The following is a 14,052-nucleotide window of genomic DNA, read 5'->3' on the forward strand; positions in this document are numbered from 1 at the left end:
CAGTTCAGGGGCCTACACTGATCGGTATGCACACTCCCGATTGACGGCACGGCGCACGCGGCCGCCGCACACCCCATCCCTCGTTTCCTAGCTCGGGAGTGTTCCGTCAACCATGATCATTGCCAATGACATCGAGCTGCGCGCCGGCGCGCGCCTGCTCATCGAAAGCGCCTCCTTCCGGGTCAACCCGGGCGACAAGATCGGCCTGGTGGGCCGCAACGGCGCGGGTAAGACCACGCTGACCAAGGTCCTGGCCGGCGAGGCGCTGCCCGCCTCCGGGACGGTCACCACGAGCGGCAGCGTCGGCTACCTGCCGCAGGACCCCCGCACCGGCGACCTGCAGGTGCTCGCCCGCGACCGCATCCTGTCCGCCCGCGGGCTCGACGAGGTGCTGCGCAAGCTGCGCGAGGCCGAGCTCGGCATGTCCTCCGCCGACGACAAGACCCGCGAGAAGGCGGTGCGCCGCTACGGCCGGCTGGAGGACCAGATGCACGTCCTCGGCGGCTACGCGGCCGAGGCGGAGGCCGCCTCGATCGCCTCCAGTCTCGGTCTGCCGGACCGCGTCCTTGGGCAACCGCTGGAAACGCTTTCCGGCGGACAGCGCAGGCGCGTGGAATTGGCGCGCATTCTTTTCAGCGGTGCGGAAACTCTCCTTCTTGACGAGCCGACAAACCACCTAGATGCGGACTCAATCGGGTGGCTTCGTGATTTTTTGCGTTCCCATCAGGGCGGCTTGGCGATCATCAGCCATGACGTCGGTCTTCTTGAAGCCACGGTCAACAAGGTCCTGCACCTCGACGCGAACCGCTGTGTCATCGACCACTACAACGTCGGCTGGAAGGCCTACCTGGCCCAGCGCGAGACCGACGAGAAGCGGCGCAAGCGCGAGCGGGCCAACGCCGAGAAGCAGGCCGGAGCCCTGCTCGCCCAGGCCGACAAGATGCGCGCCAAGGCCACCAAGGCCAAGGCCGCGCAGGACATGATGCGGCGCGCCCACCGGCTGCTGGCCGGCACCGAGGAGGAGCGCCAGAGCGACAAGGTGGCCCGCCTGCGCTTCCCGCAGCCGCAGCCGTGCGGGCGCACCCCGCTCACCGCCGAGGGCCTGTCCAAGTCGTACGGCTCGCTGGAGGTCTTCACCGACGTCAGCGTGGCCATCGACCGAGGTCACCGGGTCGTCATCCTCGGGCTCAACGGCGCGGGCAAGACCACGCTGCTGCGGATACTGGGCGGCATCGAGAAGCCCGACACGGGCGAGGTCCGCCCCGGCCACGGCCTCAAGATCGGTTACTACGCCCAGGAGCACGAGACGCTCGACGGCGAGCGCACGATCCTGGAGAACATGCGCTCGGCCGGCGGCGAGTTCACCGACACCGAGCTGCGCAAGGTGCTCGGCTCCTTCCTGTTCAGCGGCGACGACTCCGACAAGCCGGCGGGCGTGCTGTCCGGCGGCGAGAAGACCCGCCTGGCGCTGGCCATGCTGGTCCTCTCCAGCGCCAATGTCCTCCTCCTCGACGAGCCAACGAACAACCTCGATCCGGTCAGCCGCGAGCAGGTTCTCAACGCTCTGAGGTCGTATTCAGGAGCAATCGTCCTCGTGACCCACGACGAGGGTGCCGTTGACGCCCTGTCACCGGATAGGGTGATCTTGCTACCGGACGGAACTGAAGACGCATGGAGCGCCGAATTTTCCGATCTTGTGGCACTTGCCTGATCTTAATTTGGGCGGGTACGGATCTTTTCCCATGGAGTAGGTAGCCGATCCCGCTGAAATGACTGATCATGGCGGAGTAACGCTGCGGAAGTCCGGCACTACAGGAGGTACTCGTGGCCGAGACACTGAAGAAGGGCACCCGGGTCACCGGGGCCGACCGTGAAAAGCTGGCCGGCGATCTCAAGAAGCGCTACGCCGCGGGTGAGAGCATCCGTGCGCTCGCCGCTTCGACCGGTCGGTCCTACGGGTTCATCCACCGCATCCTGAGCGAGTCCGGTGTGACTCTGCGCGGGCGCGGCGGGGCGACCCGAGGCAAGTCCAAGCGCTGACGGCCGCCTCGGAACGTGCGACCGCAGCCGCTCGTCCCTAGTCAGCCAGCCGCCGCGCCCGGGCCCAGAATCTCATTCTGTAAGCTCGGGCGCGACGGTTCAGTGGCGAAGAGGGAGCGGGCGATGGCGGAAGCGAAGGCGCCACAGCAGCGCGGGGGGAACGCGGACAACGTGTTCGCCGAGGATCCGGCGGAGACGGGACTGCGCTTCGAGGTGGACGGTGAGATCGCGACGATCACGCTGGACCGGCCGGACAAGCGGAACGCTCAGACGTTCGCGACCTGGTCAGCGTTGGCCCGAATCGGTGATGACCTACCGGACCGGGTGCGCGTCGTCGTTGTGAGAGGTGAGGGACCGTCCTTCTCGGCAGGCATCGACCTGCGGATGTTCACACCAGAGGGGGTGCCCGGACAGGGCTCGTTCAGTTCGACGGCGCGGCTCGGGGCCGCGGCGTTCGAGCAGCGGTTGCGGCAGGCACAGCGGGGGTTCCTGTGGCTGCGCCGCCCCGAGATCGTTTCCATCGCGGCCGTGCAGGGTCACGCGATCGGCGCGGGTTTCCAGCTCGCGCTCGCCTGCGACCTGCGGATCGTGGCCGACGACGTCAAGTTCTGCATGAAGGAGCCCGCCCTGGGGCTGGTCCCCGATCTGACCGGGACCAAGCCGCTGGTCGAGCTGGTGGGCCTGGCCAAGGCGATCGACATCTGCCTGACCGCCCGGACCGTGGAGGCCGACGAGGCCCAGCGGATCGGGCTCGCCGAGCAGGTCGTCGCCCGCGACGGCCTGGACCGGGCCGTACACGACAAGATCGCCGGGCTGCTCTCGACCAACCGGGACGCGGCGGCGGCGACCAAGCGACTCCTCCAGGGCGCGCGCTCGCGCACCCTGGAGGAGCAGTGCGCGGCCGAGGGCGCCGAGCAGGCCGAACGCCTTCGCGCGCTGTTCTCCTCTCAACCTTGACCCCAGGACAGGTTTCGCGCTGAGCGGAGCCGGGAATCACCGGGCGTCCCGGCGGCGCTCATACCGGGGAGGAGGGCCCCGGATGGCGATGATGGGAGGGGGCTTCGGCCCCCAGTTGATGGCGTCGCTGCGCCGCGACGAGTCGGTCACCAAGCAGCGGCTCACGCCCGGCACCGTGCGGCGCATCGCGGGCTACGCCCGGCCGTACACCCGGCAGATCACCGCGTTCCTGCTGCTGGTGATGGCGGGGGCGGTCGTCGTGGTGGCCAACCCGCTGCTGATGAAGGCGATCATCGACGACGGCATCCTGCCCCGCCGCACCGACGTCGTGGTGGGGCTGGCGCTGGCGATCGGGGCGCTCGCGCTCCTCGACGCCGGGCTCACGCTGGCGCAGCGGTGGTTCTCGGCCCGGCTCGGCGAGGGGCTGATCTACGACCTGCGCACCGAGGTGTTCGACCACGTGCAGCGCATGCCGGTCGCGTTCTTCATGCGGGCGCAGACCGGTGCGCTCGTCTCGCGGCTCAACACCGACGTCATCGGCGCCCAGCGCGCCCTGACCAGCACCCTGTCGTCCGTCGTGTCCAACGTGATCAGCCTGGTGCTCGTGCTGGGCGCCATGCTCGTGCTGTCGTGGCAGGTGACGCTGGTCGCCCTGGTGCTGCTGCCGATCTTCGTGATCCCGGCCAAGTGGGTGGGCCGGCGCATGTCGGCGCTGACGCGCGAGCAGATGCGGCTCGACGCCGAGATGAGCTCCGTCACCACCGAGCGCTTCAACGTGGCCGGCGCGATGCTCGCCAAGCTCTACGGCCGGCCCGAGGACGACGCCGCGATGTTCGGCGGGCGCGCGGCCCGGGTGCGCGACGTCGGCGTCACGGTCGGCATGTACGGCACCGTGTTCCGGGTGGCGCTCGGCCTGGTCGCGGCCCTGGCGACCGCCCTGGTGTACGGCGTCGGCGGCGTGCTGGCCATCGGCGACGTGTTCGAGCTGGGCACGCTGGTCGCCCTGGCCGCCCTGCTCATGCGCCTGTACGGCCCGCTGACGTCGCTGTCGAACGTGCACGTGGACGTGATGACGGCGCTGGTCAGCTTCGACCGGGTCTTCGAGATCCTCGACCTGAAGCCCATGGTGGCCGAGCGGCCCGACGCCCGGCCGGTGCCCGACGGGCCGGTGACGATCGAGTTCGACGACGTCCACTTCCGTTACCCGGCGGCCGAGGAGGTGTCGCTGGCCTCGCTGGAGTCGGTCGCCCGGCAGGACACCGCCCCCTCGCACCCCGTGCTCAAGGGCGTGTCGTTCACCGGCAGGCCGGGCCGGCTCGTGGCGCTGGTCGGCCCGTCCGGAGCGGGCAAGACCACGATCACCTCCCTGGTGTCCCGGCTCTACGACGTGAGCGAGGGCGCGGTCCGGCTCAACGGGCTCGACGTGCGCGAGGCCACGCTCGCCTCGCTGCGCGACACCGTCGGCGTGGTGGCCCAGGACCCCCACCTGTTCCACGACACGATCGGCGCCAACCTGCGGTACGCCCGGCCCGGCGCGAGCGACGAGGAGCTGTGGGAGGCGCTGCGCGCCGCGCAGATCGGCGAGCTGGTGGAGGGCCTGCCCGACGGGCTCGACACGGTCGTCGGCGACCGCGGCCACCGGCTGTCGGGCGGCGAGAAGCAGCGGCTGGCGCTGGCGCGGCTGCTGCTGAAGGCGCCGCGCGTCGTCGTCCTCGACGAGGCCACGGCGCACCTCGACTCGGAGTCGGAGGCGGCCGTGCAGCAGGCGCTGAAGACCGCCCTGGCGGGCCGCACCTCGCTGGTCATCGCCCACCGGCTGTCCACGATCCGCGAGGCCGACGAGATCCTCGTGGTCCAGGACGGGCGGATCGCCGAGCGGGGCACCCACGACGAGCTGCTGGCGCGCCGCGGCCTCTACGCGGAGCTGCACCGCACGCAGTTCAACTCGTCAGGTAGCCCAGCGTCGTGAGCTCCTGCCGGGCGACCTTCTCCACCAGCGCGAGGTCGTCGGGCCGCAGCCGGGAGCGGCGGGAGCCCGGCTCCGAGGGGCCGCCGTACAGGGCGACCTTGGAGACGCGCGTGCCGAGGAAGTCCGCGACCGAGGCCGCCGCCTGGGCGGGCCTGAGCGCCAGGTCCTCGTAGCGCAGCGTCAGGAGCTGGTCCTCGGGCAGGTCGCGGCGGAGCGTGGCGCTGAGGCGCACGGCGCTGCGCCAGCGCAGGGCGCTCTTGCCGGCGACCGGCATGCCCTTCCACTTGTCGAGGTGCTCGTCACGGTTGACGCCGAGGAACGCGTTGGGGAACTCGGTTCCCTCCGACAGCATCGCCGGCTTGAACCAGGCCAGGCACGCCGGGTCGGCCAGCATGTCGGCCACCACGTCACGGCCGTCGCGGACGATCTGCACGAACCGGGCGTCGGGAAAGGCCCGCAGCAGTGTGGCCGCGCTGTAGATCAGGTCGGGGCTCGCGTCGCCGAAGCGGGTGACGTCCCCCGTCGAGACGCAGGGACCGGCGCCGGTGACGCCGCCCGCGTCGCGGCACGCCTCGCCGCACTGGCGGCACGAGCCCGGCAGCACCTGCCACGACTCGGCGAGCGCGTCGCGCAGCACCCGCACGGCGCCGGAGCTCTCGCCGAGGGACGGCTTGCGGGCGAAGGCGTACAGCACATGGGCCACGCCGGCCCGGCCCATGGTCACGTGGAAGCCCGGTGACCGTTTCAGGGCGCGGCCGAGCAGGTCCGTGCCGGAATGCGGCGCTCCGAGCAGGAAGACCGGCCGGCGGACCTTGATGCCGTTGACCACGAGGATGTGGGGCGGAAGTCGCATACGAGATGCAAGTGTGACACCGTTTTCCCCGTGAACGAGCCAGGGAACGAGCCAGGGAACGAGCCAGGGAACGGGCCGTCGCGGCCTGACGGACAGATCACCCCGATCCGGCCCGGGGACACCGTCGCCGTCGTGGCGCCGTCGGGGCCACCGGACGCCGCGCTGCTGAAGCGCGGAGTCGAGCGGCTGGAGGGGCTGGGGCTGAAGGTCGTGGCCGGCGGGCGGGTGCTCGACCGGCAGGAGCTGCCGTACCTGGCCGGCTCGGACGCGGACCGCGCCGCCGACCTGCAGGCCGCCTGGTGCGATCCGGCCGTGACGGCGGTGTTCTGCGCCAGGGGCGGGTACGGGGCGGCGCGGCTGCTCGGCCTGATCGACTGGGACGCGATGCGGGCGGCCGGCCCGAAGACGCTGGTCGGCTCCAGCGACATCACCGCGCTGCACCATGTGTTCGCGGCCGAGCTGGGCGTGCCGACCCTGCACGGCCCGATGCCGGCCTGTGACACGATCGCCGGCGGTGACGCCCCCGAGCCGGTGTCGTGGGAGCACCTGCGGGCGGCCCTGACCGGGCAGGCGCCCCCGGTCACCGGCGACCGGGCACTGGCCCCGGGCCGGGCCGAGGGCGTGCTGGCCGGGGGCAACCTGTCGCTGCTGGCCTCGATGTGCGGCACCCGCCACCACCCGTCGTTCGACGGGAAGATCGTCCTGCTGGAGGACATCGGCGAGGAGCCGTACCGGATCGACCGGATGCTCACCCAGCTCCTTCAGGCGGGCGCCTTCGACGGCGTCCGGGGCCTCGTGCTCGGCTCGTGGGTGGACTGCGGCGACCCCGCTCCGGTGCTGCGTGACCGGCTGCTGCCGCTCGGGGTGCCGGTCCTGGCGGGCCTGCCGGTTGGGCACGGATCACCACAGCTGAGTGTGTGGCTTGGAGCCCCGGCCGTTATCGATACCGAATCGTGCTCGCTGGCTGGGCCGCTCCGCAGTGGGGAGCAGGCAAGGTAGGAGATACATATCGGGATGAAACGGACATGATGGGACACGGCACGTGACGTTCTTCAAACGTGGCCGGAAACCCCCGCGCAGGGCGATCGAGGACGTCGACCTCGACTCCCTGCTCGCACTCGTCGCCGAGACTCTCGGCTTCACCTGCGTCTTCGCCGCCGACGGCGGCTCGCTCACCCTCGGTCTCCCGGCTCCCCGCCGGCCGCGCGAAGGCGAGATCCTCGTCCGGCTGGCCGGGCTGCGCCGCGAGGCGGGACGCCGCCCGCGTGAGGACTGGCCGACCCTCGTCTCCGAGCATCTGGCACGAGCCGTCGGCGCCGCGGGGGACCGGGTGGACGTGTGCGACTTCGAGCAGGCGGCGCCGCTGCTGCGCACCCGCGTCGAAGCGGTGGACGAGGTGCCCGACCCGGCCCGCGTGGTCGGCCGGCACCTCAACGGCGACCTGGTGGAGCTGCTCACCGTCGGGGACCGCCCGGTGCTGCCCGAGGAGGCCGGCTGCTGGCCCCTGCCCACGGCCGAGGCCCTGGAGCTGGCCGTCGCCAACGTCCGGCGCGGCGAGAGGCTGACGGTGGAGGCCGTCGAGCTGTCCGGCACGGCCGTCGTCCGGCTGACCGGGCCCAGGCCGTCGGCGGCCACGCACCTGCGCTGGCTCGGCGACTACCTTCCGGTGCCCGCCCACGGCGCGCTCGCCGTGCTGCCCGACCCGTACACGCTGCTCGTCCATCCGGTGAACGGGATCGGCGTGGTGCGCGCCATCGAGCGGCTGCGCGTCCACGCCGCCCGCACCGGCGGGCTCAGCCCGCAGGTCTACTGGTGGCACGGGGGCCGGTTGACGCTCATCCGGGCCGACATCGAGCTGAGGGGCGGCCAGACGAGACTGGTCGTCGCCCCGCCGCCCGACTTCGCCCGCGTCCTGGCCCGCCTCGCCGCCTGAGCGGGGCGGGCGGCTCAGGTGTCGCGGCCCAGCTCGGGGGTGCGGTCGCTCTCGGACAGCGCGCGGGCCGCGTGGATCAGCGGCACGTGGCTGAACGCCTGCGGGAAGTTGCCCACCAGGCGGCCGTAGCGGGGGTCGTACTCCTCCGCCAGCAGCCCCACGTCGTTGCGCAGCGCCAGCAGCCGCTCGAACAGCTCCTTCGCCTCGTCCCTGCGCCCCTGCAACGCCATCACCTCGACCAGCCAGAAGCTGCACGCCAGGAACGCGCCCTCGCCGCCGGGCAGGCCGTCCACCGCGTTGTCCTCGGCCACGGGGTAGCGCAGCACGAAGCCGTCGGCCATCAGCTCCTTCTCGATGGCCGCCACGGTGCCCACCATGCGCGGGTCGTCCGCCGGCAGGAAGCCGACCATGGGCATCAGCAGCAGCGACGCGTCCAGCTCGCTGGAGCCGTAGGACTGCGTGAAGGTGTTGCGCCTGGCGTCGAAGGCGTTCTCGCACACCTCGGCGTGGATGCGGTCCCGGATGCTCCGCCACTTGTCCGCGGGGCCGAGCCGGCCGTAGCGCTCGACGTACTTGACCGCCCGATCCAGGGCGACCCAGCACATGACCTTGGAGTGGGTGAAGTGCCGGCGGGGGCCGCGCACCTCCCACAGGCCCTCGTCGGGCTCGTCCCAGTGCTCCTCGACGTAGTCCAGGAGCTGCCGCTGGATGGACCAGGCCCGCTGGTCGGCCGTCAGCCCGGAGGCGCCGGCCAGGTAGAGGGCGTTCATCACCTCGCCGTACACGTCGAGCTGGAGCTGGTTGACGGCGTCGTTGCCGATGCGGACGGGCCGGGAGCCCTCGTAGCCGTCGAGCCAGTCGAGCTGCATCTCCGGCAGCCGCCGCTCGCCCGCCACGCCGTACATGATCTGGAGGTCCTGCGGCCGGCCGGCGATCGCGCGCAGCAGCCAGGCCCGCCACTCGGCGGCCTCGCCGAGATAGCCGTTGTTGATGAGCGCCTCCAGCGTCATCGTGGCGTCGCGCAGCCAGCAGAAGCGGTAGTCCCAGTTGCGCACCCCGCCGAGGTCCTCCGGCAGGGACGTCGTGGGCGAGGCGACGATGCCGCCGGTGGGGGCGTACGTGAGCGCCTTGAGGGTGATGAGGGAGCGCACCACGGCCTCGCGCCAGGGGCCCTGGTGGGTGCAGGTCTCCACCCACTCCTTCCACAGGGCCTCGGTCTCGTCGAGCTGGGCCTCGGCGTGGATCTGCTCGGGCATCGGCTCGTGCGACGGATGCCAGGTGAACACGAACGGCAGCCGCTGGCCCGCCTTGACGTGGAAGGTGGCGCGGTGGGCGTAGTCGCCGCCCTTGAGGGGGACGGGGGAGTGCAGCCAGGCGGAGTCGGGCCCGCCGACGGCCTGGAGGTGCCCGTCGGTACGGCGCACCCACGGGACGATCCGGCCGTAGTCGAAGCGCACCCGCAGCTGCGTGGCCACCTCCACCGTGCCGGAGACGCCCTCCACGATCCGCACCACGTCGGGGTTGCGGTCGCGGGGCGGCATGAAGTCGATGACCCGGACGGTGCCCGTGGGGGTGTCCCACTCGCTCTCCAGGATCAGCGTGTCGGGGCGGTAGCGGCGGCGGGTGGCGGGCTGCCTGCCGGGCGGGCCGATCCACCAGTGGCCGTTGCGGTCGCCGCCGAGCAGCGCCGCGAAACAGGCCGGGGAGTCGAATCTGGGCAGGCAGAGCCAGTCGATCGAGCCGTCCCTGCCCACCAGGGCGGCCGACTGCATGTCTCCGATCAGCGCGTAGTCCTCGATCCGCATGCCTTGACGCTACTCGGCCGGAGGGTGATCACGCGGCCGGGTCCGATCACGTCGCGTCGTGACGGGCCCTGCCGCGCGATCACGTCAGGGGGAAGCGGCGGGCGAACAGCTGGGTCAGCGGCCCGATCGCGAGCGCGAACACCAGCGTGCCGATGCCGACGGTGCCGCCGAGCAACCAGCCCACGGCCAGCACGGCGATCTCGATGAGGAAGCGGCCGAGCCGCAGGGACAGCCCCAGCCGCGCCAGGCCGGTCATGAGCCCGTCACGCGGTCCCGGACCCATGCCGGCGCCGATGTAGAGCACGGTGGCCAGTGCGATCGACACGATGGCGAGGCCCAGGTAGAGCCAGCTCAACGCCCAGTGGCCGGAGGCGGGCAGCACGAAGAGCGCGGCGTCGGCGAACAGGCCGACGAAGATCACGTTGCTGATGGTGCCGAGGCCGGGCCGCTGCCGCAACGGGATCCACAGCAGCATCACCAGCGCGCCGACCCCGATGATCACGGTGCCGATCGACAGCCCGAGGCGGCCGGCCAGGCCCTGGTGGAAGGTGTCCCACGGGTCGTTGCCCAGCCCCGAGCTGACCTGGAGGCCGATGCCGAGGCCGTACAGGGCCAGGCCGCCGTAGAGCCGGACGAGACGGGAGGGGAGGGAGCCCAGGTGCGGGACGGTCGCTTCGCTCATAGTGGACCCAGAGTGGCAGGCCACCCCCTTGCCAAAACAGGGCCAATCATCAAAAGTGGCCTGATGAGATATGTGGGAGCGGCGCAGGTGGCCCGGCTCGCCGACGTGCCGCCAGCGGCCCGCCCGTACTACCGGGCACTCGCCGACGCCGTGCGCGCGCTCATCCTCGACGGGCACATCCCCGTCCGCGTGCGCATGCCCGCCGAGCGGCACCTCGCCGCCACCCTGGGCGTCAGCCGCACCACCGTGACGGCCGCCTACGACCTGCTGCGCGAACGAGGCTACCTCGACAGCAGGCAGGGCTCCGGAAGCTGGACCGCCCTGCCCGACCCCGCCTCCACCGACGACAACCCGTGGCTGTCCACCGGCCGCGACGGGCTCATCCAGCTCCACGCCGCCGCCCCGCCCGCGCCGTCCGCGCTGCGCGAGGCGATGGCCGAGGCCGTCGAGGACCTGCCCCGGTACGGCATGGGCCACGGCTACGACCCCATGGGCCTGCCCGCGCTGCGCGAGCGCGTCGCCGCCCGCTACACCGCGCGCGGCCTGGCCACCCGGCCCGAGCAGATCCTCGTCACCACCGGCTCCCAGCACGCCCTCCACCTCGCGATGAGCCTGCTGGCCGGGCCGGGCGACCCCGTGCTCGTCGAGTCGCCCACCTACACGCACGCCATCGACGTGGCCCGCCGGTGCGGCGCCCGGATCGTCCCGGTCGGCATCTCCCACGAGGGCTGGCAGGCCGACCTGGTCGCCTGCGCGCTGCGCCAGTCGGCGGCCCGGGTGGCGTACCTCATGCCCGACTTCCAGAACCCCACCGGCGCGCTCATGGACGACGCCACCCGCGCCGCCGTCGCCGGCGCGGCCCGGCGCACCGACACCACGATCCTCATCGACGAGACCTGGGCCGAGCTGGACCTGTCCGAGCCCGACCCGTCCGAGCCCGCCCCTTCTGAGCCGGCCCCTCACACGGCTGTCAGGAGCGGGACCGTCGCGCCCATGGGCGCCTTCGACTCCGACAACCGGATGATCAGCATCGGCTCCGCCTCGAAGCTGTGGTGGGGCGGGCTGCGCATCGGCTGGCTGCGCGCCAGCGCCGCGCTGATCCGCCGGCTGGCCGTGCACCGGGCCGCCGTCGACATCGCCAGCCCGGTGCTGGAGCAGCTCGTGGTGGCCCGCCTGTTCGACCGGCTGGAGGAGACCAGGGCCGAGCGCCTGCGCGGGCTGCGCGCCTCCCGCGCCACGCTCGTGGCCGCGCTGCGGGAGCGACTGCCCGCCTGGGAGTTCACGGTGCCGCGCGGCGGCGGCACGCTGTGGGTACGGCTCGACTCCGGCTCGGCCGTCACCCTGGCCGAGGCCGCCGCCACGCGCGGGGTGCGGCTGGCGCCCGGGCCGTGGTTCGGCGTCGACGGGACGCTGGAGGGGTACCTGCGCCTGCCGTACACGCTGCCGCCGGCGGTGCTGGAGGAGGCCGTGGAGCGCATCGTGGCCGCCCGCGACCACGGCTCCGCAGGAGGGGACAGGCCCGCCGACTCGCTGGTCCCGATGGTCTGACCGGTGCTCACTCGGACGGCTTGACGCCCCGGGCCAGCGGGGCGCGCCACTTGTAGCGCATCGCGGCCACGCGCAGCCCGAAGGCCACCAGCGCCGAGGCCAGCGTGGCCGGCCAGCCGTGCAGCCCCAGCGTGGACAGCTCCGCCATCATGGCCGAGCCGAGCAGCGCGGGCACCGCGTAGAGCTGGCGGTCGTACAGCAGCGTCGGGATCTCGCCCGCCAGCACGTCGCGCAGCATGCCGCCGCCGACGCCCGTGGTGACGCCGAGCAGGGTGGCGTGCAGCGGGCTCAGCCCGTACTCGAGGGCCTTGAGCGTGCCGACCGCGCAGAACAGCCCGAGTCCGGCCGCGTCGAACACCAGGATCGCCGGCATCACCCGCGCCACGTGCGGGTGCCAGAAGAACACGATCACCGTGGCCGCCAGCGGCACGAGCACGTACCCCACGCTCTGGAACGCGATCGGGCGCACGTTCAGGATGAGGTCGCGCACCACGCCCCCGCCCAGCGCCGTCATCTCGGCGAGCACCGCCATCCCCACGACGTCGAGCCGCTTGCGCACGCCCATGAGCGCGCCGGACAGCGCGAAGACGAAGATTCCCACCAGGTCGAGCAGTTCGGGCACGGTCACATGTCTATCGGATCGGCCGTCCCGCGGGCGCGTGCGGGTCCGCGCGGGCGGGCTCAGCGGGCGGGCTCAGCGGGCGGGACCGGCGGGCGGGCTCAGCGCGCGGGACCGGCGGGCGGAGTCAGCGGATCGGCGGCGTCGCGGGCTCGTGGTGCTCGGACATCAGGTGGCGCAGCCTGCGGGTGAACATCAGCAGGGCCAGCCCCGCCACGATCGCCATCAGCGCCAGCAACGTGTAGTACATCGGCTCGGACACGACGCCGCTCAGCCGCCCGGTCTGCCCGCCGACCGCGTCGCCCACCGAGACCGCGATGAACCACAACCCCAGCATCTGCCCCTTGAACGCCCGGGGAGCCAGCTTGGTGGTGACCGACAGCCCGACGGGGCTCAGCGACAGCTCGCCGAACACCTGGATGAGGTAGACGAGCACCAGCCACCACACCGACACCCGGCCGCCCTGGGCGAGCGTGGCCGCCACCGCCATCACCAGGAAGCTCAGCCCCACCATGACCAGCGCGAAGGAGAACTTCTGCGGCGTGCTCACCCGCGTGCCCAGCTTCACCCACAGCGCCGCGAAAACCGGCACGAAGATCATGATGAACAGCGGGTTGAAGGACTGGGTGGTGGCCGCGTTGATGTGGACGCCGAACAGCGTCAGGTCCGTGTTGTTCCCGGCGAAGAACAGCAGCTTGCTCGGCGCCAGGTCGTACAGCATCCAGAAGATCGCCGCGGCGGCGAACAGCCACACGTACGCCTTCACCCGGGAGCGCTCGTCCTCGGTCAGGTCGTGGCTGCCCAGCAGGATGTAGCCGAAGTAGACGACCGGCACCGCCAGGATGATCACGGTCACGACGACCGTGAACCGGTCGATGGTGAACGTGCCCGTCGCCACCCAGATCGCCATGGCCGCCACGACGCCGAGCGTGCCCAGCCCCACGTGCCGCAGCACCTGCCGGCGGTGCTCCGGCGGCAGCGGCATGCCGGGCCGGTCGCCGACGCCGCGCAGGTTCCCGCGGCCGAGCACGTACTGGGCCAGGCCGAGGGCCATGCCGACGGCCGCGGCGCTGAAGCCCAGGTGCCAGCGGTCGCCGTCGGCCAGCCAGCCCACCACGATCGGCGCGAAGAACGCGCCCAGGTTGATCCCCAGGTAGAACAGCGAGAACCCGGCGTCGCGGCGGCCGTCGTCCTCATCCGGGTAGAGCTTGCCCACCATGACGGAGATGTTCGGCTTGAGCAGGCCCGTCCCGGCGATGATCAGCCCCAGCCCCAGCCACACGAAGACCGGCGACGTCACCGGCACGGCCATGCTGATGTGGCCGCACATGATGACGAACCCGCCCCAGAACACCGAGCGCCGCGGGCCGAGGATGCGGTCGGCGATCCAGCCGCCGGGCAGCGCCACCAGGTAGATGAGCGCGCCGTACACGCCGACGACGGCCGTCGCGGTCTGCTCGCTCATGCCCAGGCCGTGCTGGGCGGGGGACGCGGCCATGAAGGTGGCCAGGATGGCGCGCAGGCCGTACCAGCTGAACCGCTCCCACATCTCCGTGCCGAAGAGCGTGGCAAGCCCCCACGGGTGGCCGAAAAAGGTGCGTTCGTGCGTTTTCATGCGCGCCCCCGGGCATTCTTCCGCAGTCGAT

The 14,052-nt window shown here is 72.0% G+C and carries 12 protein-coding genes; 7 read left to right on the forward strand and 5 right to left on the reverse strand.

Annotation, left to right across the window (positions count from 1 at the left end; translation table 11 throughout):
• Positions 1 to 112: 112 nt before the first annotated feature.
• From ABZS51_RS15835 to ABZS51_RS15850, 4 genes are all read left to right on the forward strand, one after another.
• Complete coding sequence (locus tag ABZS51_RS15835; protein ID WP_310708967.1) at positions 113 to 1,711, forward strand: ABC-F family ATP-binding cassette domain-containing protein; 1,599 nt, start codon at positions 113 to 115, stop codon at positions 1,709 to 1,711.
• A gap of 113 nt (positions 1,712 to 1,824) precedes the next feature.
• Positions 1,825 to 2,040 (forward strand): helix-turn-helix domain-containing protein, encoded by a 216-nt coding sequence (locus ABZS51_RS15840; protein WP_020547488.1) that lies wholly within the window; start codon positions 1,825 to 1,827, stop codon positions 2,038 to 2,040.
• Between the two features lie 123 nt (positions 2,041 to 2,163).
• The gene (locus tag ABZS51_RS15845) at positions 2,164 to 2,997 is read left to right on the forward strand and encodes an enoyl-CoA hydratase/isomerase family protein (protein ID WP_355440842.1); all 834 of its coding nucleotides are present in this window, start codon (positions 2,164 to 2,166) and stop codon (positions 2,995 to 2,997) included.
• Positions 2,998 to 3,079: 82 nt separating this feature from the next.
• Positions 3,080 to 4,966: an ABC transporter ATP-binding protein gene (locus ABZS51_RS15850; protein WP_355440845.1), complete on the forward strand. Its 1,887-nt coding sequence runs from the start codon at positions 3,080 to 3,082 to the stop codon at positions 4,964 to 4,966.
• Here ABZS51_RS15850 and ABZS51_RS15855 read toward each other — a convergent pair.
• Positions 4,938 to 5,819: a sulfotransferase gene (locus tag ABZS51_RS15855; protein WP_355440848.1), complete on the reverse strand. Its 882-nt coding sequence runs from the start codon at positions 5,817 to 5,819 to the stop codon at positions 4,938 to 4,940. The genes ABZS51_RS15850 and ABZS51_RS15855 overlap by 29 nt on opposite strands.
• Positions 5,820 to 5,849: 30 nt before the next feature.
• Between ABZS51_RS15855 and ABZS51_RS15860 the strand changes: the two genes are divergently transcribed.
• Both ABZS51_RS15860 and ABZS51_RS15865 read left to right on the forward strand, forming a co-directional pair.
• A complete protein-coding gene (locus ABZS51_RS15860) occupies positions 5,850 to 6,818 on the forward strand; it encodes an LD-carboxypeptidase (protein ID WP_355440851.1) in 969 nt (322 codons plus the stop codon).
• A gap of 43 nt (positions 6,819 to 6,861) precedes the next feature.
• The gene (locus ABZS51_RS15865) at positions 6,862 to 7,752 is read left to right on the forward strand and encodes a hypothetical protein (RefSeq protein ID WP_355440854.1); all 891 of its coding nucleotides are present in this window, start codon (positions 6,862 to 6,864) and stop codon (positions 7,750 to 7,752) included.
• Between the two features lie 14 nt (positions 7,753 to 7,766).
• On the opposite strand, the gene ABZS51_RS15870 is transcribed toward ABZS51_RS15865, so the two are convergent.
• Both ABZS51_RS15870 and ABZS51_RS15875 read right to left on the reverse strand, forming a co-directional pair.
• A complete protein-coding gene (locus ABZS51_RS15870; RefSeq protein WP_355440857.1) occupies positions 7,767 to 9,557 on the reverse strand; it encodes a glycoside hydrolase family 15 protein in 1,791 nt (596 codons plus the stop codon).
• A 79-nt stretch (positions 9,558 to 9,636) separates the two neighbouring features.
• A complete protein-coding gene (locus ABZS51_RS15875; protein ID WP_355440860.1) occupies positions 9,637 to 10,239 on the reverse strand; it encodes a hypothetical protein in 603 nt (200 codons plus the stop codon).
• 63 nt (positions 10,240 to 10,302) lie between these two features.
• Between ABZS51_RS15875 and ABZS51_RS15880 the strand changes: the two genes are divergently transcribed.
• A complete protein-coding gene (locus ABZS51_RS15880) occupies positions 10,303 to 11,787 on the forward strand; it encodes a PLP-dependent aminotransferase family protein (protein ID WP_355440863.1) in 1,485 nt (494 codons plus the stop codon).
• Positions 11,788 to 11,794: 7 nt separating this feature from the next.
• Here ABZS51_RS15880 and ABZS51_RS15885 read toward each other — a convergent pair whose 3' ends face one another.
• Complete coding sequence (locus tag ABZS51_RS15885; RefSeq protein ID WP_355440981.1) at positions 11,795 to 12,409, reverse strand: trimeric intracellular cation channel family protein; 615 nt, start codon at positions 12,407 to 12,409, stop codon at positions 11,795 to 11,797.
• A 124-nt stretch (positions 12,410 to 12,533) separates the two neighbouring features.
• Positions 12,534 to 14,021, reverse strand: coding sequence for a peptide MFS transporter (locus tag ABZS51_RS15890; RefSeq protein ID WP_355440866.1), 1,488 nt, complete (start codon positions 14,019 to 14,021; stop codon positions 12,534 to 12,536).
• Positions 14,022 to 14,052: the final 31 nt, after the last annotated feature.

It is taken from the genome of Nonomuraea sp. NPDC005501 (assembly GCF_040605905.1).
Lineage (GTDB): Bacteria > Actinomycetota > Actinomycetes > Streptosporangiales > Streptosporangiaceae > Nonomuraea.